This window comes from Pseudomonas fluorescens (genome assembly GCF_001307275.1).
GTDB lineage: Bacteria > Pseudomonadota > Gammaproteobacteria > Pseudomonadales > Pseudomonadaceae > Aquipseudomonas > Aquipseudomonas fluorescens_AA.
Map to the genome: position 1 here is coordinate 690569 of NZ_CP012831.1, position 16414 is coordinate 706982.

Below are 16414 nucleotides of genomic sequence, written 5' to 3' on the forward strand. Positions count from 1 at the left end.
CGTTCATTTTCGGGAACACATCGCCATGCAGGTCAGCAAATCGAACAAGCTCGCCAACGTCTGCTACGACATTCGCGGCCCGGTGCTCAAGCACGCCAAACGCCTGGAAGAGGAAGGTCATCGCATCCTCAAGCTGAACATCGGCAACCCGGCACCCTTTGGTTTCGAAGCGCCCGATGAAATCCTCCAGGACGTCATCCGCAACCTGCCGACCGCCCAGGGCTACAGCGACTCCAAGGGCCTGTTCAGTGCGCGCAAGGCCGTGATGCAGTATTACCAGCAGAAGCAGGTCGAAGGGATCGGCATCGAGGACATCTACCTGGGCAATGGCGTGTCCGAGCTGATCGTGATGTCCATGCAGGCCCTGCTCAACAACGGCGACGAAGTGCTGGTACCGGCACCGGACTATCCGCTGTGGACCGCCGCGGTGAGCCTGTCCGGCGGCAACCCGGTGCATTACCTGTGCGACGAACAGGCCAACTGGTTTCCCGACCTGGCGGACATCAAGGCCAAGATCACGCCCAATACCAAGGCACTGGTGATCATCAACCCGAACAACCCGACCGGCGCCGTGTACTCCCGGGAAGTGCTGCTGGGCATGCTGGAACTGGCCCGCCAGCACAACCTGGTGGTGTTCTCCGACGAGATCTACGACAAGATCCTCTACGACGACGCCGTGCACGTGTGCACCGCATCCCTGGCGCCGGACCTGCTGTGCCTGACCTTCAACGGCCTGTCCAAGTCCTATCGGGTCGCCGGTTTCCGCTCCGGCTGGATCGCCATCTCCGGGCCCAAGCACCATGCCCAGAGCTACATCGAAGGCATCGACATGCTGGCCAACATGCGCCTGTGTGCCAACGTGCCGAGCCAGCATGCGATCCAGACGGCGCTGGGCGGCTACCAGAGCATCAACGACCTGGTCCTGCCCCAGGGCCGGCTGCTGGAACAGCGCAATCGCACTTGGGAATTGCTCAACGACATTCCCGGCGTCAGTTGTGTCAAGCCGATGGGCGCGCTGTATGCCTTCCCACGGATCGACCCGAAGGTCTGCCCGATCCACAACGATGAAAAGTTCGTCCTCGACCTGCTGCTGTCCGAGAAGCTGCTGGTGGTCCAGGGTACGGCGTTCAACTGGCCATGGCCGGACCACTTCCGCGTCGTGACCCTGCCGCGGGTCGATGACCTCGACCAGGCCATTGGCCGGATCGGCAACTTCCTCAAGTCCTACCGTCAATAAGCCGGGCGGCGTGCGGGGCGTCCTCACCTCGCACGCTGTTTGATTCAGCAACATATCCGTTCCGTCGACTTCGTCGGGTCTTCTACACTAGGGATTGGACGGTCAACGTGCATCTGGGCTCAACGTTCACGGGGGGCAGGCAGCGTATTTCTTTTCCCTGGTCACTTTCAGAAAAGTCTTTCAAACATTTAGGACGCCTGTAGGACACAGTTTGAAATAGTCGGCGAGTTGAATAGCCTGCGGCAGCACCTTATATACCCCGCATAACGCTACATCTTTAGCATGAGGAGACTTTCACAACCATGATGCGCATCCTGCTGTTCTTGGCCACTAACCTGGCGGTCGTGCTGATTGCCAGCATCACCCTGAGCCTCTTTGGCTTCAACGGGTTCATGGCGGCCAATGGGGTTGACCTCAACCTCAATCAGCTGCTGATCTTCTGTGCGGTGTTCGGTTTCGCCGGTTCCCTGTTCTCGCTGTTCATCTCCAAGTGGATGGCGAAGATGAGCACCGGTACCCAGATCATCAGCCAGCCGCGCACGCGTCACGAACAATGGCTGCTGCAGACCGTCGAGCAGTTGTCCCGCGAAGCCGGTATCAAGATGCCGGAAGTCGGTATCTTCCCGGCCTACGAGGCCAACGCCTTCGCCACCGGCTGGAACAAGAACGACGCCCTGGTCGCCGTCAGCCAGGGTCTGCTCGAACGGTTCTCGCCCGATGAAGTCAAGGCCGTGCTGGCCCACGAGATCGGCCACGTCGCCAACGGCGACATGGTGACCCTGGCGCTGATCCAGGGCGTGGTGAACACCTTCGTGATGTTCTTCGCCCGGATCATCGGTAATTTCGTCGACAAGGTGATCTTCAAGAACGAAGAAGGCCAGGGTATCGCCTACTACGTGGCGACGATCTTCGCCGAGCTGGTACTGGGCATCCTCGCCAGCGCCATCGTCATGTGGTTCTCGCGCAAGCGCGAGTTCCGCGCCGACGACGCCGGTGCACGCCTGGCCGGCACCAGCGCCATGATCGGCGCCCTGCAACGCCTGCGCGCCGAGCAAGGCCTGCCGGTGCACATGCCAGATACCCTGAATGCCTTTGGCATCAACGGTGGCATCAAGCAGGGCCTGGCACGCATGTTCATGAGCCACCCGCCGCTGGAAGAGCGTATCGACGCACTGCGTCGTCGCGGCTGACAGGTTCGAGCGTCAAGAAAAGCCCGCAGAGATGTGGGCTTTTTTTGTCTGCAGGTCTATGAGCTGTCAGGTCTGGCGTCATCGCGAGCAAGCTCGCTCCCACAGGAATCTTCGGTGGACGCAGACTCTTTATTCACTGCCGATCAACTGTGGGAGCGAGCTTGCTCGCGATGGCGCCAGCATAGACGCACAGCATCAACGACTGGAAATCCGATACACCCGCTCATCCAGCCGCGTCACACCCGCCTGCAAGAACTTCCAGCTTTCCCCCAGCACATCCTGCTCCTGCAGGACCTCCAGCCGCCAGGCATCCCCCAGCAGCCGCTGCACCTCATCGTTTCCCACGGAGAAAGGCGGGCCAGGCATTTCATCCTGGTTGTAATCCAAGGTAATCAACAACCCGACGCCGTTGGGCAAGATCCTCTGCAGATGAGCCGCATACTGCTCCCGCATCGGCGCCGGCAAGGCGATCAGCGCCGCGCGGTCGTACAATGCCGTGCAATCGGCCACATCCTCCCGGTCCAGGGCAAAGAAATCACCGCAGCGAATCTCGATATCAGCCGCACGAAAGACCTTGAATACGCCCTCCTCGCTCACGCTCGGCTCAAGCTGATGCTCAAGGAAAAAATCGGTTGCGGCTTTTTCCGACAATTCCACGCCCAACACCGAATAGCCCTGATGGGCAAGCCACAGCAGATCCAGGCTTTTGCCACACAACGGCACCAGCACTCGACTGCCCCGTTCCAACCCCAGTTGCGGCCAGAAATGCTGCAGGTAGGGGTTCACCTCCGGCAAATGAAAACCGATCTGGTTCGATGACCAGCGCTTGTGCCAAAACTCGGGCTCCATGATTCACTCCAAAAATTCGATCAAAACGCGCTAAAACTTATATTAGATTTAGATCATAGACCTGACGGAAGATGAGCCCATCTTAACGCTCAGGAGTCCGTTCATGCTGCCCAGCCTGTTTATCTCCCATGGCTCACCGATGCTCGCCCTGGAACCCGGCGCCAGCGGGCCGGCACTGGCTCGCCTGGCCAGTCAGTTGCCCAAGCCCAAGGCCATCGTCATCGTGTCCGCCCACTGGGAAAGCAACGAACTGCTGGTCAGCGCCAATCCGCAGCCGCGCACCTGGCACGACTTCGGCGGCTTTCCACCGGCGCTGTATGAGGTGCAGTACCCCGCGCCTGGCGATCCGCGCCTGGCGACGCAAGTAGCGAACATGCTCAACGCCGCGCACCTGCCGGCCCGCCTCGACTCTCAACGGCCGTCCGACCATGGCGTCTGGGTGCCATTGTCGTTGATGTACCCCGAGGCCGACATTCCGGTGGTGCAGGTTTCCCTGCCCAGCCACCAGGGACCGGCGCTGCAGACGCAGGTCGGCCAGGCCCTGGCGAGCCTGCGCCAAGAGGGCGTCTTGCTGATCGGCTCCGGCAGCATCACCCATAACCTGCGCGACCTGGACTGGAACGCCGGCCCTGACAGCATCGAACCCTGGGCCAAGGCCTTTCGCGACTGGATGGTCGAGCAACTGGCGGCCGACGACGAGACCACGCTGCACGATTACCGTCGCCAAGCCCCCAACGCCGTGCGCAGCCACCCCAGCGATGAGCACTTGTTGCCGCTGTATTTTGCCCGGGGTGCCGGTGGGACATTCAGCGTTGCCCATGCGGGGTTCACGATGGGGACGCTGGGGATGGACATTTATCGGTTCGATTGACCGATGGACCGCGTCGCTTCAATCGCGAGCGAGCTCGCTCCCACAGGGTTTTGTGAGCACCGCAAGCCCAATGTGGGAGCGAGCTTGCTCGCGATTGGCCTCCACCCTGAAAGCACACCAAACAACAGGCAAAAAAAATCCCCGAACCAGTCGGGGATTTTTCATGTTCGATCAATCAGCCAAGAGCCGATCAATCCTCGCGGTAGCGACGCAGCTTGAGCTGCTTGCCAGCGACGCGGGTGTCTTTCAGCTTGGTCAGCAACTTCTCCAGACCATCTTCCGGCAGCTCGACCAGACTGAAGCTGTCACGCACCTGGATGCGGCCGATCGCTTCGCGGGCCAGGCCGCCTTCGTTGAGGATGGCACCCAGCAGGTTCTTGGCGGCGATGCCGTCACGGGCACCCAGCGCAGTACGGCAGCGCGCACGACCTTCGGCCAGCGGGATCGGTGCACGACGCTCGCGATCACCACGGTCCGGACGATCACCGGTGCGCTCGGGACGATCGCCACGCGGTGCGTTGTTCGGCACCAGGGGACGTTCCTTCTCGATCGCAGCCAGGTTCAGCGCCTGGCCATTGGTGGCCTTGCGCAGCAGTGCCGCGGCCAGGGCGCGTGGGGTGCAACCAATGTCGGCGGTCAGGCGATCGAGCAGATCACCGTGGGTCGATTCGGCGTCAGCCACCAGGGGCGACAGGCTGTTGGTCAGTTTCTTGATGCGGGCATCGAGAACGGCCTGGGCGTCCGGCAGGCGAACTTCAGCCACCTTCTGCCCAGTCACACGCTCGATCACTTGCAGCATGCGGCGCTCACGGGGAGTGACCAGCAGCAGCGCGCGGCCTTCGCGACCGGCACGGCCGGTACGGCCGATACGGTGAACGTAGGATTCCGGATCGTACGGCATGTCCACGTTGAACACGTGGGTGATGCGCGGAACATCCAGGCCACGGGCAGCGACGTCGGTCGCCACAACGATGTCCAGGCGGCCATCCTTGAGGGAGTCGATCACGCGCTCACGCTGGTTCTGGGCAATGTCACCGTTCAGCGCGGCGGCTTTGTAGCCTTTGGCTTCCAGGGCGCTGGCCAGGTCCAGGGTCGCTTGCTTGGTGCGCACGAACATGATCAGGGCGTCGAAGTCTTCCACTTCCAGCAAGCTGAGAACGGCGGAAGTCTTCTGGTCGGCGTGAACCAGCAGGTGAGCTTGTTCGATCGCGGTGACGGTCTGGGTCTTGGTCTGGATCTTCACGTGTTGCGGATCGCGCAGGTGGCGCTCGGCAATGGCACGGATCGATTGCGGCAGGGTGGCCGAGAACAATACAGTCTGGCGGGTCGCTGGCAGCGCCTTGAAGATGACTTCCAGGTCATCCATGAAGCCCAGCTTGAGCATCTCGTCGGCTTCGTCGAGAACCAGGTGGTTCACGGTAGCCAGGACTTTTTCGTCACGACGCAGGTGGTCGCACAGACGACCCGGAGTGGCGACAACGATCTGCGCGCCATTACGGATAGCTTTCAGTTGTGGGCCCATCGGGGCGCCGCCGTAAACGGCCACAACGGTAACGCCAGGCATTTGCTTGGAGTAGGTTTCGAAAGCGGTGGCTACTTGCAGCGCCAACTCACGGGTTGGCGCCAGGATCAGGGCTTGCGGTTCGCGCTTGGCAGGATCGATGCGATGCAGGATCGGCAGAGCGAACGCAGCGGTTTTACCCGTACCGGTTTGCGCCTGGCCAATCATGTCGTGGCCGGCCATGATGATCGGGATCGATTGCTGCTGAATCGCCGAAGGTTCTTCGTAGCCAGTCGCGGTGACGGCAGCAAGAATGTTCGGGTTGAGATTAAAAGCGGCGAAGCCGCCGGTTTCCTGGGTCATGGGTCTGCCTCTAAGTGCATCCGCAAAGACCCATGCTCCAAAGCTGCGCATGCCGTGTTGAGACTCAAGAGTCGCCCTGGCTGCTTTGTCGGCGGGGATTTGCGAAAACGAATGAATGGAAAAAGAACGTCGTGGAAGCATCCGTTGTGCGGACATGCAACCGAAGCTGACTTCGGAGAATTGCGCTACCTTGACGCGGCCCGGCTAAAGGCCGGCGCGCACTATACCGGAATTCGCCCGAAAAGGGAGCTTTTTTTATTGCCAAACCCCGTTATGGGGCTCGCTGTCAGAAGGCCTTGGGGCAGCCAGCTAAAACGGTTCACCTCCAGACGACTTTGCCCTTGTGGCGAGGGAGCTTGCTCCCGCTCGGCTGCGAAGCAGACGCCTGGGTTGATATCTGAAATCGAAGGGGGCCGCTTCGCGACCCAGCGGGAGCAAGCTCCCTCGCCACAGGGGAACTCACTTGTAAAAAGGTTTTGGGGGCCTTTGATCAGGTCGCCGGGCGAATGGCCTTGATCAACGACTGCAACGAATAGCCCAGCCGCGGCGCCAGCCCTTCGGCCCTGGCGACCAGTCCTTGCATGTCCAGCTCCTGATCGAGGTCCGCCGGCACAATCAGGATCACATTGCCCTCCTTCACCGGCAGCTCCCAATAATGCCGGTGGTACAAACCGCGCAAGAGCGCCGCGCCCAATGGCTTGCCGTCGTCGGTGGCCCATTGGTTGATCACCAGCCAGCCGCCCGGGTTGAGGCGCTTCTGGCAGTTTTCCAGGAACCCCCAGGCCAGGTGCCCGACGCCCGGGCCGACATCGGTATAGAGGTCGACGAAAATCAGGTCTGCCGGCTCCGCCGTTTCAAGCAATTCCAAAGCATCGCCAACGCGGATGTACAGTCGCGGATCGTCGTCCAGCCCCAGGTATTCGATGGCCAGGCGCGGCACGTCGGGACGCAGTTCGATAGCCTCGACGTCTTCCAGTGGCAGGAACTTGAGGCAGGCCTGGGTCAGCGTACCGGCACCCAGCCCCAGGAACAGCGCGCTTTCCGGCTGCTCGTGACACAACGCACCGATGAGCATGGCGCGGGTGTAGTCATATTCGAGCCAGCTCGGATCGGCTGTGAACACGCAGCTTTGCTCGATGGCATCGCCAAACTCCAGAAACCGGTAATCGGCCACTTCGAATACGCGAATCATGCCGAACTCGTCGTGCACCTCGGCGAGCAAATGCTCGACGCGCTCCTCTGTCATTTCATCTCCTGATGGTTGCCGTGCCGGCATGAGCCTGCGGATACGGGACAAAGGCGCGATTGTCCGCGAAGCAACCGGAACAGGTCACGTACTAATTTGCTGATAACATGGCCGTCCGAGCGTAAATCACCTAGAGATCATGATGAGCCAACCCTGGAGCCCTGACAGCTGGCGTGCCCTGCCGATCCAGCAGCAACCCCGTTACCCCGACGCCGCGCACCTGTCGCAGGTGGAGCAGACCCTGGCCAGTTATCCGCCGTTGGTGTTTGCCGGCGAAGCCCGGGAGTTGCGCCGTCAGTTCGCCGAAGTCTCCCAGGGCCGGGCGTTCCTGCTGCAAGGCGGCGATTGCGCCGAAAGCTTTGCCGAGTTCTCGGCGGCCAAGATCCGCGACACCTTCAAGGTGCTCCTGCAGATGGCGATCGTCATGACCTTTGCCGCCGGCTGCCCGGTGGTCAAGGTCGGGCGCATGGCCGGACAGTTCGCCAAGCCACGCTCGGCCAACGACGAAACCATCGACGGCGTGACCCTGCCGGCCTACCGCGGCGACATCGTCAACGGTATCGGTTTCGACGAAAAAAGCCGCGTACCGGACCCGGAACGGTTGTTGCAGTCCTACCACCAGTCCACCGCCACCTTGAACCTGCTGCGCGCCTTCGCCCAGGGCGGTTTCGCCGATCTGCACCAGGTGCACAAGTGGAACCTGGACTTCATCGCCAACTCGGCCCTGGCAGAAAAATACAGCCACCTGGCCGACCGCATCGACGAAACCCTGGCATTCATGCGCGCCTGCGGCATGGACAGCTCGCCGCAACTGCGCGAAACCAGTTTCTTCACCGCCCACGAAGCACTGCTGCTCAATTACGAAGAAGCCTTCGTGCGCCGTGACAGCCTGACCAACGACTATTACGACTGCTCGGCCCACATGCTCTGGATCGGCGACCGCACCCGTCAGTTGGACGGTGCCCATGTCGAATTCCTGCGTGGGGTGAACAACCCGATCGGAGTCAAGGTCGGCCCGAGCATGGACCCGGACGACCTGATCCGCCTGATCGACGTGCTCAACCCGGACAACGACCCCGGCCGGCTGAACCTGATCGCCCGGATGGGCGCCAACAAGGTCGGCGAACACCTGCCGCCACTGTTGCGCGCCGTGCAACGTGAAGGCAAGCAGGTGCTGTGGAGCTCCGACCCGATGCACGGCAACACCATCAAGGCCAGCAGCGGCTACAAGACCCGGGACTTCGCGCAGATCCTCGGTGAAGTGAAGCAGTTCTTCCAGGCCCACGAAGCCGAAGGCACCTATGCCGGCGGGATTCACATCGAAATGACCGGGCAAAACGTCACCGAATGCATCGGCGGTGCACGACCGATTACCGAGGACGGGCTGTCGGACCGCTACCACACCCATTGCGACCCGCGGATGAATGCCGATCAGTCGCTGGAGCTGGCGTTCCTGATTGCGGAGACGTTGAAGCAGGTTCGGCGGTAGGTTCTTCTTCGCCGGTTAGACGGCTATCGCGAGCAAGCTCGCTCCCACAAGGGGTCCCGGGTGGCCACAGGTTTTGTGTTCACAACAGATCCAATGTGGGAGCGAGCTTGCTCGCGATAGAGCCTGCTCAGTCACCACCGATCTGCGCCAACGCCACCGCCAACCGCACCCCACCCACCCGCTGGCAATTGAGCTGGACCCGCTCCAACCCCAGCCAATCGGCCAAGCGCCGCAGGTTAACCGCCAAGGCCTGCACCCCCTCCTCGTCCAACCCCGGCTCTTCCTCGTGCACCGCATGCACCGCCAACCGGCCCAGGGCCCGCTCCGCCCGCAGGTCCACCCGAGCCGCGATGCGTTCATTGTGCAAGAACGGCAATACGTAATAGCCGTACATCCGCTTGTGGACAGGGGTGTAGATCTCCAGCCGATAGCGGAAATCGAACAGTCGTTCGGTACGGCTGCGCTCCCAGACCAGCGAATCGAACGGCGACAACAAGGCGCTGGCCGCTACTTTGCGAGGGATCTTGGCCGCGGGTCGACACCAGGCCGGTTGCTTCCAGCCCTGCACCTCACAGCGCAGCAGTTCGCCGGCCTCTTCCAACTCGGCCAGTCGCCCGCGACTGTCGGCCGGCCCCAGACGAAAGTAGTCGCGCAGGTCCTTCTCGGTAGCCACGCCCAAGGCCTCGGCGGCATGCAGCAACAAGGCGCGCTGGGCCTGGGCCTCGTCCGGCTGGGACTGTTGCAGGACCGAGGCCGGGAACACCCGCTCCGGCAAGTCGTAGAGCCGCTCGAACCCACGCCGCCCCGCCACCGTGACTTCGCCCGCCGCGAATAGCCATTCCAGCGCATGTTTCTCTGCGCTCCAGTCCCACCACGGCCCGGCCTTCTCCTGGCGCGTGGACAAGCTGCCGGCACCGAGGGCGCCCTGCTCCTCGACCGACGCCAGGACGCGACGGATGACATCCTGGCGTTCATGACCGAAACGCGCCAATTGCTGGTAGATGCCCTCGCCACGCGCCGCCCGATCCATGCGCCAGCGCATCAGTGGATACATGGACAGCGGCAGCAGCGACGCTTCATGGCCCCAATATTCGAACAGCGTGCGGCGTCGGCCCTGGCTCCAGGCGGCTTGATCGAGCAAATCGCGAGGGTAGTGACCGAGGCGGGAAAACAGCGGGAGGTAATGCGAGCGCACCAGCGCATTGACGGAGTCGATCTGCAGGACGCCGAGGCGTTCGATCAGACGGTTGAGGCGCGAGGGTTTCACCGAAGCTGGCGGCGACCGCCCATCGAATCCTTGGGCGGCCAACGCCAGACGCCGGGCCTGTTTGAGGGTAAAGGACACAGTCGCGGGCATGGAGATCTCCTTGTCTGCTCGCAACCTACCTCACCAATAAGGGGTTTGTGTAGGAAAGGATGGCTCATTTGTGCATTGGGTCATCCCAGAATGGCCGAACCACTTCCTGCTCCACGTCGGCACGGCTCACGCCGATGTCCTTGAGCGCCTCGTCGCTCATTCCGGCCAGCAGTTCGCGTTCATGGTGCAATTCGTACCAGCGGCTAAACTTGTGCAGCAAGGCGCTGATGGAAAAGCCGTGGGAGAGTTTGTCTATCAGTAGATAACCTTTTTGACCTTTCATCGTGATGTCCTCCGTTGGGGATGGCTCAAGTCTCGCGCTAACGCTAAGATCAATCCAACGAATGTTTCTTATGCAATACATCTCGGAGATTGATCAATTGTCGAGTTACCCGAGCATCGATACGGAAGTGCTGCGTACCTTTGTCGCCATCGCCGACCAGGGCGGTTTCACCCGGGCCGGGGAATTGGTCAATCGCACCCAGTCTGCCGTCAGCATGCAGATGAAGCGGCTGGAAGAAGACGTCTTGCAGCGACGGCTGTTCGAACGCGATGGGCGCCAGGTCAAGCTCACCGCCGAAGGCCAGGTGCTGCTGGGTTACGCCCGGCGGATCCTCAAGCTGCACAGCGAGGTGTTCAATACCCTGCGCGAACCGCATATGGTCGGCACGGTGCGCATCGGCACGCCGGACGATTACGTGATGCGTTTCCTGCCGGGCATCCTGCAACGCTTCGCCCAGTTCTATCCCCTGATCGAAATCGAAGTGCACTGCGAGTCGTCCAAGCAGTTGCTGCTGCGCCAGGACCTGGACCTGTCCATCGTCACCCGCAAACCGGGGGACGAAATCGGCCAGTTGCTGCGCAAGGAGCGTTTTGTCTGGGCCGAAGCCGCCTGCTTCAACGTCCATGAACAAACACCGCTGCCGCTGGCAATGTTCAACAGCGATTGTTTCTGCCGGCAATGGGCCTGCAATGCGCTGGATGCCATGGGCCGCGATTATCGCGTGGCGTACAACAGCTCGAGCCTGTCGGCGCTCATGGCGGTGGTGGGGGCCGGCCTGGCAATCACGGCGCAACTGGAAAGCCTGCTGACCCCGGACATGCGCGTACTGGGCGAGGCCGAAGACCTGCCGGAGCTGCCCGAGGCCAGCATCATGCTGATCCGCAACCTGCATAACCCGTCGCCGATCACCGAGTGCCTGGCCGAACACATCGTCGAAGGTTTCAAACTTTAAAGGCGAGCAACACCGCGCACAGCACCAGGAAACCACAGAACAGCCCGCGCAACAGCCGCTCTGGCAAGGCGTGGGCGACTTTCACCCCCCAACTGATGCTCAGCAGACCACCGACGGCCAGCGGCAGGCCGATGCTCCAGTCCACTTCGTGGTGAAACGCATACGTGGCGAGGGTCACGCCGGTGCTGGGCAAGGCCAGCGCCAGGGACAAACCTTGGGCAACCACCTGGCTGGTGCCAAAAATACTGGTCAGGATCGGGGTGGCGACAACGGCCCCGCCGACACCGAACAGACCGCCCATGGTGCCGGATGCGGCTCCCAGTACGCCGAGCCATGGCCAGCCATACCGCATTTGCGCCGAAGCAGGTGCGGTGGCGGCGAACATGCGAACCAGGTTGTACAGCGTCAGCGCGATCAGGAACGCCACGAAACCGATCCGCATGCTATCGGCATCGATCCCCACGGCCCAGATCGAGCCAAGCCAGGCAAAGCAGAACCCCATGGAAGCCAACGGCAGGACATGGCGCAATTCGATGCGATTGCGCTGGTGGTAACGCCACAACGCCAGCATGACGTTGGGCACCACCATGACCAGCGCCGTCCCTTGGGCCATTTGCTGGTCAAGGCCGAACCAGACGCCCAGCACCGGAATGGCAATCAGGCCGCCACCGATCCCGAACAATCCCCCCAAGGTGCCTAACACGGCACCAAACACCAAGAACAATGCAAATTCGAACACAGAAGACTCCCCTTTTCCTCAGGGCGCTTATCCTACGCAGTCGGCGCCAGCGGGGAAACGTAACATCTATCCGGAATGTCAGAATTATCTGGCGCATTAAAGATTCGCCCGCTAGATTCGTAACGATCATTGAATGAAGGTTTTGCCATGAACACCCTGCGCGACACCCCCGAAGCCTGCGAAGCCCTGTTGCTCGACAACCAGGTCTGTTTCGCCCTGCACTCCACGTCGCTGCTGATGACCAAGGTCTACAAGCCGCTGCTGCAGGCCCTGGGCCTGACCTATCCGCAATACCTGGCGATGATGGTGCTGTGGGAAAAGGACGGATTGACCGTCGGTGAAATCAGCACACGCCTGCTTACCGACCCCGGCTCGCTGACCCCCTTGCTCAAGCGCCTGGAGGCCGAAGGCCTGCTGAGCCGCACCCGCAGCCGTGAGGACGAACGGGTGGTCATTGTCGAACTCACCGAACAGGGCCGTGCCCTGCGGGAAAAAGCCCTCGACATCCCCCAATGCATCCTCGCCGCCAGCGGCCAGACCCTGGAACAGTTGAAGAAGCTGCAACATGACCTGCAAGCGCTACGCGGGCATTTGCAAGACAGCCTCTGACTCCCCCTGTGGGAGCGGGCTCGCTCGCGAAGGTGCCGGGACATCCGATCTCCCCGCCAACTGACCCACCGCAATCGCGAGCAAGCTCGCTCCCACATTGAAGTTGCGGCGCTCCCCTCTGTGGGAGCGAGCTTGCTCGCGATTGCGGCCTCCCTGCCTACCAGCTAAAAAATTTTTAACACCACCAAACCCCTCTAGCTCAAGGGGTACAAGCCCTTTCAGCCTGAATTTTCATACCTGCCTCGAAAATTTATCTTGCGCACAAAATATTAGCGCTATACATTCGCCTCACACCTACTTAGCGCGCAAACATTTAGCGCAAATAACCCAACCCAGAAACGAGGCTCCCATCATGCAAACGCTCTACACCGCAATCGCAACTTCCACCGGCGGCCGTGACGGTCGTGCGATCTCCAGTGACAACATTCTCGACGTCAAACTCGCCACGCCCAAGGAACTCGGCGGTGCGGGCGGTGCGGCGACCAACCCCGAGCAATTGTTCGCCGCCGGCTACTCGGCCTGCTTCATCGGCGCCCTGAAATTCGTGGCCAGCCAGAGCAAACGCAAGATCCCGGACGACGCCTCGATTACCGCCCACGTCGGCATCGGCCAGATCCCCGGTGGTTTCGGTCTCGACATCGACCTGCACATCAGCCTGCCAGGGCTGGACCAGACCGACGCGCAAAGCCTGGTGGACGCGGCTCACCACGTCTGCCCGTACTCCAACGCCACCCGCGGCAACGTGGATGTGCGCCTGCACGTGACCGTCTGACCACCAACCCTGGCCCCGAACTCAAGGAGATGCACATGAACACATTCAGCAAAGCCCTGACCGGCACCCTTCTCGCCCTCAGCGTCAGCAGCGCCTTCGCCGACGGGATCGTCGAACACAACACCCAGGCGTTTCTCGACGCGCTCAATGCCGGCACCGGCAAGCCACTGGAGCAGCTGTCGCCCAAGGACGCCCGCGCCGTCCTGGTGGGCGCCCAGGCGGGGGTAAAGTTGACCTTGCCCAAGGCCGACGTCAGCGAGAAAACCATCCAGGTCGATGGCCAGCCGATCAGCCTGACCATCGTTCGCCCCGCCGGGGTCAAGGGTGAGTTGCCGGTGTTCATGTTCTTCCACGGCGGTGGCTGGGTACTGGGCGACTTCCCGACCCACGAACGACTGGTCCGGGATCTGGTGGCGGGGTCCGGTGCCGTCGCGGTGTTCGTCAACTACACGCCTTCACCCGAGGCGCATTACCCGGTGGCGATCAACCAGGCTTACGCCGCAACGAGATGGGTGGCCGAGCACGGCAAGCAGATCAACGTCGATGGCAAGCGCCTGGCCGTGGTGGGCAACAGCGTCGGCGGCAACATGGCGGCGGTCGTGGCCTTGATGGCGAAGGACAAAGGCACGCCGGCGATCCGTTTCCAGGCATTGCTGTGGCCGGTGACCGATGCCAGCTTCGAGACGGCGTCCTACAACCAGTTCGCCGAAGGGCACTTCCTCAGTAAAAACATGATGAAGTGGTTCTGGGACAACTACACCACCGATGCCGGGCAACGCGGCGAGATCTATGCCTCGCCGCTACGGGCCAGCACCGCGCAACTCAAGGGCCTGCCGCCAGCGCTGGTGCAGACCGCCGAGGCCGATGTCTTGCGCGATGAAGGCGAAGCCTATGCCCGCAAACTGGACGCGGCCGGTGTGCCCGTGACGGCCGTACGCTACAACGGCATGATCCACGACTACGGCTTGCTCAACGTGGTCAGCCAGGTGCCAGCGGTGCGTTCGGCGATGTTGCAGGTGTCCGAAGAGCTCAAGCAGCACCTGAAGTGATGATGGAACCAGGAGAAGCCACGGGATCTGGTATTCAGTCCTGAAATAAAAAAGCCCGACTCAATGGTCGGGCTTTTTTATACAGAAGGCTGCGCTTACTTGGCGCGACCTTTGTAGGAACCGCCTTCGCGGGTATCGATCTCGATCATGTCGCCGATTTCGATGAAGTCAGCGACCGACAGTTCGGTACCGTTCTTCAGTTTGGCAGGCTTCATGACCTTGCCGGACGTGTCACCGCGAGCGGAACCTTCGGTGTAGTCAACCTGACGCACGATGGTGGTCGGCAGTTCTACGGAAACCAGGCGCTCTTCGAAGAACACAGCTTCGCAGACGTCGGTCATGCCTTCTTCGATGAATGGCAGAACGCTTTCGATGTCTTCGGCGTTCAGCTCGTACATGGTGTAGTCAGTGGTGTCCATGAACGTGTAGGTGTCACCGCTGATGAAGGACAGGGTCGCTTCTTTGCGGTCGAGGATCACGTCGTCCAGTTTGTCGTCGGCGCTGTAGACGATCTCGGTCTTGTAACCGGTCAGCAGGTTCTTCAGCTTGGTCTTCATGATCGCGCTGTTACGACCCGACTTGGTGAACTCAGCTTTCTGAACCAGCCAAGGATCGTTTTCGAGACGGATCACGGTCCCGGGTTTCAGTTCTTTACCAGTTTTCATTGCGAATATCCGAATTTGGATGGGATTTACAAAAATCTAGGCCGCGTATCATATCCAATTTACATAAAACTTCACCAGCGCCGCGGCAAGATCGGGTCGCGAAGCCTGTTCCAGACACCACGCCTGGGCATGTTCGGCCAGTTCCTGCTGCTGTTCGCGGCTGGTTTTCCAATGCTCGGCCATGTCCTGGCCGGCATTCCAGGCCCGCCAGAGACCATTGGTCGCTTTTTGCGCGGCCGGTGAAAGCCCCTGATTATAGAGCCTGAGAAATGCCTCGAGCTTTTCCAGGTGGACGTCTTCTTCCTGCTGGTAGATGTGCCAGAGCAGCGGCCGACCGGCCCATTGCGCGCGCACGAAGGAGTCTTCGCCACGCACGGCGTTGAAATCACAGCACCACAGCAACTGGTCGTACTGATCCTGGCGAACGAACGGCAGCACCTGCACCGTCAGTGCGCCGCGTCGATGCAGCGCACCGACCTTCAGGCCGTCGACACCGAGCCAACGCTCGACGTCGCCCAACACTCGCCCTTCGGGAACCAGCACATGAAATGCCTGGGTATCGGCTGCCATCGCGTCAAACCAGCTCGCCAGCCCGGCGTTCTCGTAGGCGAACAGCGAGATCAGGCAGGCCTGCGGCGCCCGCTCGACGCCCAATCCTTGCAGGAAACTGCGTTGCGCTTCGGCATCCTGCTGGAATTGCCGACGGCGCTCCAGCAGACCGGCCTCACGCAGCAAGCCACCCGTTCCCTCCCGAAAGCCCGGGAAAAAGAAATATTTCTGCACGTGTTTGTATTTGACTGACGGTAAGCCATGGCAACCGATCACCCAGTCTTCGGCGCTCAAATAATCGAGGTTCATCCACAAGGGCGTCGTCTGGCGTTCGGCCATCGCTTCCATGTAGGCACTCGGCAACTGGCAGGCAAATGCGGCGATCACCACCTCGGCGGCCTCGGTGGGCTGCCACTCTGCAGGCCAGTGGCACACTTGCACGCCCTGCTGCCATTGCTCGGGCAGGGTGATATCGATCTGCGGGCACAGCCGTTCGAAGGCACGCAGGTCGTCGACCCACAGCCGCACCGCGAATTGGTGCTCGGCCACCAATTGCCGAGCCAGGCGCCAAGTGACACCGATGTCGCCATAATTATCGACGACGGTGCAGAAAATATCCCAGCGCACAGCCATTCCCGACTCCCTGTGACAAAGGCCTGATTGTCCCGAATAAACCGATCGCGCAGAAGAGCC

The 16414-nt window shown here is 61.3% G+C and carries 16 protein-coding genes; 8 read left to right on the forward strand and 8 right to left on the reverse strand.

Translation table 11 applies throughout. The features are described 5' to 3' along the window. Positions 1 to 25 precede the first annotated feature (25 nt). Entirely contained in the window at positions 26 to 1237 is a 1212-nt protein-coding gene (locus AO356_RS03095; protein ID WP_018603142.1) for a pyridoxal phosphate-dependent aminotransferase, read from the forward strand. 302 nt (positions 1238 to 1539) lie between these two features. Further along, positions 1540 to 2427, forward strand: a complete 888-nt coding sequence (gene htpX, locus AO356_RS03100; protein WP_003183732.1) for a protease HtpX — start codon at positions 1540 to 1542, stop codon at positions 2425 to 2427. Positions 2428 to 2622: 195 nt separating this feature from the next. On the opposite strand, the gene AO356_RS03105 is transcribed toward htpX, so the two are convergent. Continuing rightward, positions 2623 to 3276, reverse strand: a complete 654-nt coding sequence (locus AO356_RS03105; protein WP_060738536.1) for a thiopurine S-methyltransferase — start codon at positions 3274 to 3276, stop codon at positions 2623 to 2625. 103 nt (positions 3277 to 3379) lie between these two features. Here AO356_RS03105 and AO356_RS03110 point away from each other — a divergent pair, with 103 nt between their 5' ends. After that, positions 3380 to 4147: a DODA-type extradiol aromatic ring-opening family dioxygenase gene (locus AO356_RS03110; RefSeq protein WP_060738537.1), complete on the forward strand. Its 768-nt coding sequence runs from the start codon at positions 3380 to 3382 to the stop codon at positions 4145 to 4147. A 190-nt stretch (positions 4148 to 4337) separates the two neighbouring features. Here the strand turns inward: AO356_RS03110 and AO356_RS03115 are convergent, their stop codons facing one another. Next, positions 4338 to 6011, reverse strand: a complete 1674-nt coding sequence (locus AO356_RS03115; RefSeq protein WP_014337279.1) for a DEAD/DEAH box helicase — start codon at positions 6009 to 6011, stop codon at positions 4338 to 4340. A gap of 490 nt (positions 6012 to 6501) precedes the next feature. Beyond that, complete coding sequence (locus AO356_RS03120; RefSeq protein WP_025212625.1) at positions 6502 to 7257, reverse strand: spermidine synthase; 756 nt, start codon at positions 7255 to 7257, stop codon at positions 6502 to 6504. A 142-nt stretch (positions 7258 to 7399) separates the two neighbouring features. Here AO356_RS03120 and AO356_RS03125 point away from each other — a divergent pair, with 142 nt between their 5' ends. Next, positions 7400 to 8746, forward strand: coding sequence for a class II 3-deoxy-7-phosphoheptulonate synthase (locus AO356_RS03125; protein ID WP_060738538.1), 1347 nt, complete (start codon positions 7400 to 7402; stop codon positions 8744 to 8746). Between the two features lie 127 nt (positions 8747 to 8873). Here AO356_RS03125 and AO356_RS03130 read toward each other — a convergent pair whose 3' ends face one another. Together AO356_RS03130 and AO356_RS03135 are read right to left on the reverse strand one after the other, a co-directional pair. Further along, positions 8874 to 10103, reverse strand: a complete 1230-nt coding sequence (locus AO356_RS03130) for a winged helix-turn-helix domain-containing protein (RefSeq protein WP_060738539.1) — start codon at positions 10101 to 10103, stop codon at positions 8874 to 8876. Between the two features lie 64 nt (positions 10104 to 10167). Beyond that, positions 10168 to 10386 (reverse strand): DUF1127 domain-containing protein, encoded by a 219-nt coding sequence (locus tag AO356_RS03135; protein ID WP_053120494.1) that lies wholly within the window; start codon positions 10384 to 10386, stop codon positions 10168 to 10170. A 97-nt stretch (positions 10387 to 10483) separates the two neighbouring features. Here AO356_RS03135 and AO356_RS03140 point away from each other — a divergent pair, with 97 nt between their 5' ends. After that, positions 10484 to 11338: a LysR substrate-binding domain-containing protein gene (locus AO356_RS03140; protein WP_027912697.1), complete on the forward strand. Its 855-nt coding sequence runs from the start codon at positions 10484 to 10486 to the stop codon at positions 11336 to 11338. On the opposite strand, the gene AO356_RS03145 is transcribed toward AO356_RS03140, so the two are convergent. Continuing rightward, positions 11328 to 12077: a sulfite exporter TauE/SafE family protein gene (locus AO356_RS03145; protein ID WP_060738540.1), complete on the reverse strand. Its 750-nt coding sequence runs from the start codon at positions 12075 to 12077 to the stop codon at positions 11328 to 11330. The genes AO356_RS03140 and AO356_RS03145 overlap by 11 nt on opposite strands. A 147-nt stretch (positions 12078 to 12224) precedes the next feature. Between AO356_RS03145 and AO356_RS03150 the strand changes: the two genes are divergently transcribed. From AO356_RS03150 to AO356_RS03160, 3 genes are all read left to right on the forward strand, one after another. Then, the gene (locus AO356_RS03150; RefSeq protein WP_060738541.1) at positions 12225 to 12686 is read left to right on the forward strand and encodes a MarR family winged helix-turn-helix transcriptional regulator; all 462 of its coding nucleotides are present in this window, start codon (positions 12225 to 12227) and stop codon (positions 12684 to 12686) included. Between the two features lie 352 nt (positions 12687 to 13038). Next, positions 13039 to 13458 carry an organic hydroperoxide resistance protein gene (locus tag AO356_RS03155; protein ID WP_060738542.1) on the forward strand — a complete coding sequence of 140 codons (420 nt, stop codon included), beginning with the start codon at positions 13039 to 13041 and terminating at the stop codon, positions 13456 to 13458. Between the two features lie 35 nt (positions 13459 to 13493). Further along, complete coding sequence (locus AO356_RS03160; RefSeq protein WP_060738543.1) at positions 13494 to 14507, forward strand: alpha/beta hydrolase; 1014 nt, start codon at positions 13494 to 13496, stop codon at positions 14505 to 14507. 95 nt (positions 14508 to 14602) lie between these two features. Here the strand turns inward: AO356_RS03160 and AO356_RS03165 are convergent, their stop codons facing one another. Continuing rightward, positions 14603 to 15172 (reverse strand): elongation factor P, encoded by a 570-nt coding sequence (locus tag AO356_RS03165; protein ID WP_003199385.1) that lies wholly within the window; start codon positions 15170 to 15172, stop codon positions 14603 to 14605. A gap of 48 nt (positions 15173 to 15220) precedes the next feature. Further along, positions 15221 to 16354 carry an elongation factor P maturation arginine rhamnosyltransferase EarP gene (gene earP / locus AO356_RS03170; protein WP_060738544.1) on the reverse strand — a complete coding sequence of 378 codons (1134 nt, stop codon included), beginning with the start codon at positions 16352 to 16354 and terminating at the stop codon, positions 15221 to 15223. Positions 16355 to 16414 lie beyond the last annotated feature (60 nt).

Coding starts and splice junctions, on each gene's coding strand:
- AO356_RS03095 (WP_018603142.1), top strand. CDS start 26: ATGCAGGTCAGCAAATCGAACAAGCTCGCCAACGTCTGCTACGACATT.
- htpX (WP_003183732.1), top strand. CDS start 1,540: ATGATGCGCATCCTGCTGTTCTTGGCCACTAACCTGGCGGTCGTGCTG.
- AO356_RS03105 (WP_060738536.1), bottom strand. CDS start 3,276: ATGGAGCCCGAGTTTTGGCACAAGCGCTGGTCATCGAACCAGATCGGT.
- AO356_RS03110 (WP_060738537.1), top strand. CDS start 3,380: ATGCTGCCCAGCCTGTTTATCTCCCATGGCTCACCGATGCTCGCCCTG.
- AO356_RS03115 (WP_014337279.1), bottom strand. CDS start 6,011: ATGACCCAGGAAACCGGCGGCTTCGCCGCTTTTAATCTCAACCCGAAC.
- AO356_RS03120 (WP_025212625.1), bottom strand. CDS start 7,257: ATGACAGAGGAGCGCGTCGAGCATTTGCTCGCCGAGGTGCACGACGAG.
- AO356_RS03125 (WP_060738538.1), top strand. CDS start 7,400: ATGAGCCAACCCTGGAGCCCTGACAGCTGGCGTGCCCTGCCGATCCAG.
- AO356_RS03130 (WP_060738539.1), bottom strand. CDS start 10,103: ATGCCCGCGACTGTGTCCTTTACCCTCAAACAGGCCCGGCGTCTGGCG.
- AO356_RS03135 (WP_053120494.1), bottom strand. CDS start 10,386: ATGAAAGGTCAAAAAGGTTATCTACTGATAGACAAACTCTCCCACGGC.
- AO356_RS03150 (WP_060738541.1), top strand. CDS start 12,225: ATGAACACCCTGCGCGACACCCCCGAAGCCTGCGAAGCCCTGTTGCTC.
- AO356_RS03155 (WP_060738542.1), top strand. CDS start 13,039: ATGCAAACGCTCTACACCGCAATCGCAACTTCCACCGGCGGCCGTGAC.
- AO356_RS03160 (WP_060738543.1), top strand. CDS start 13,494: ATGAACACATTCAGCAAAGCCCTGACCGGCACCCTTCTCGCCCTCAGC.
- AO356_RS03165 (WP_003199385.1), bottom strand. CDS start 15,172: ATGAAAACTGGTAAAGAACTGAAACCCGGGACCGTGATCCGTCTCGAA.
- earP (WP_060738544.1), bottom strand. CDS start 16,354: ATGGCTGTGCGCTGGGATATTTTCTGCACCGTCGTCGATAATTATGGC.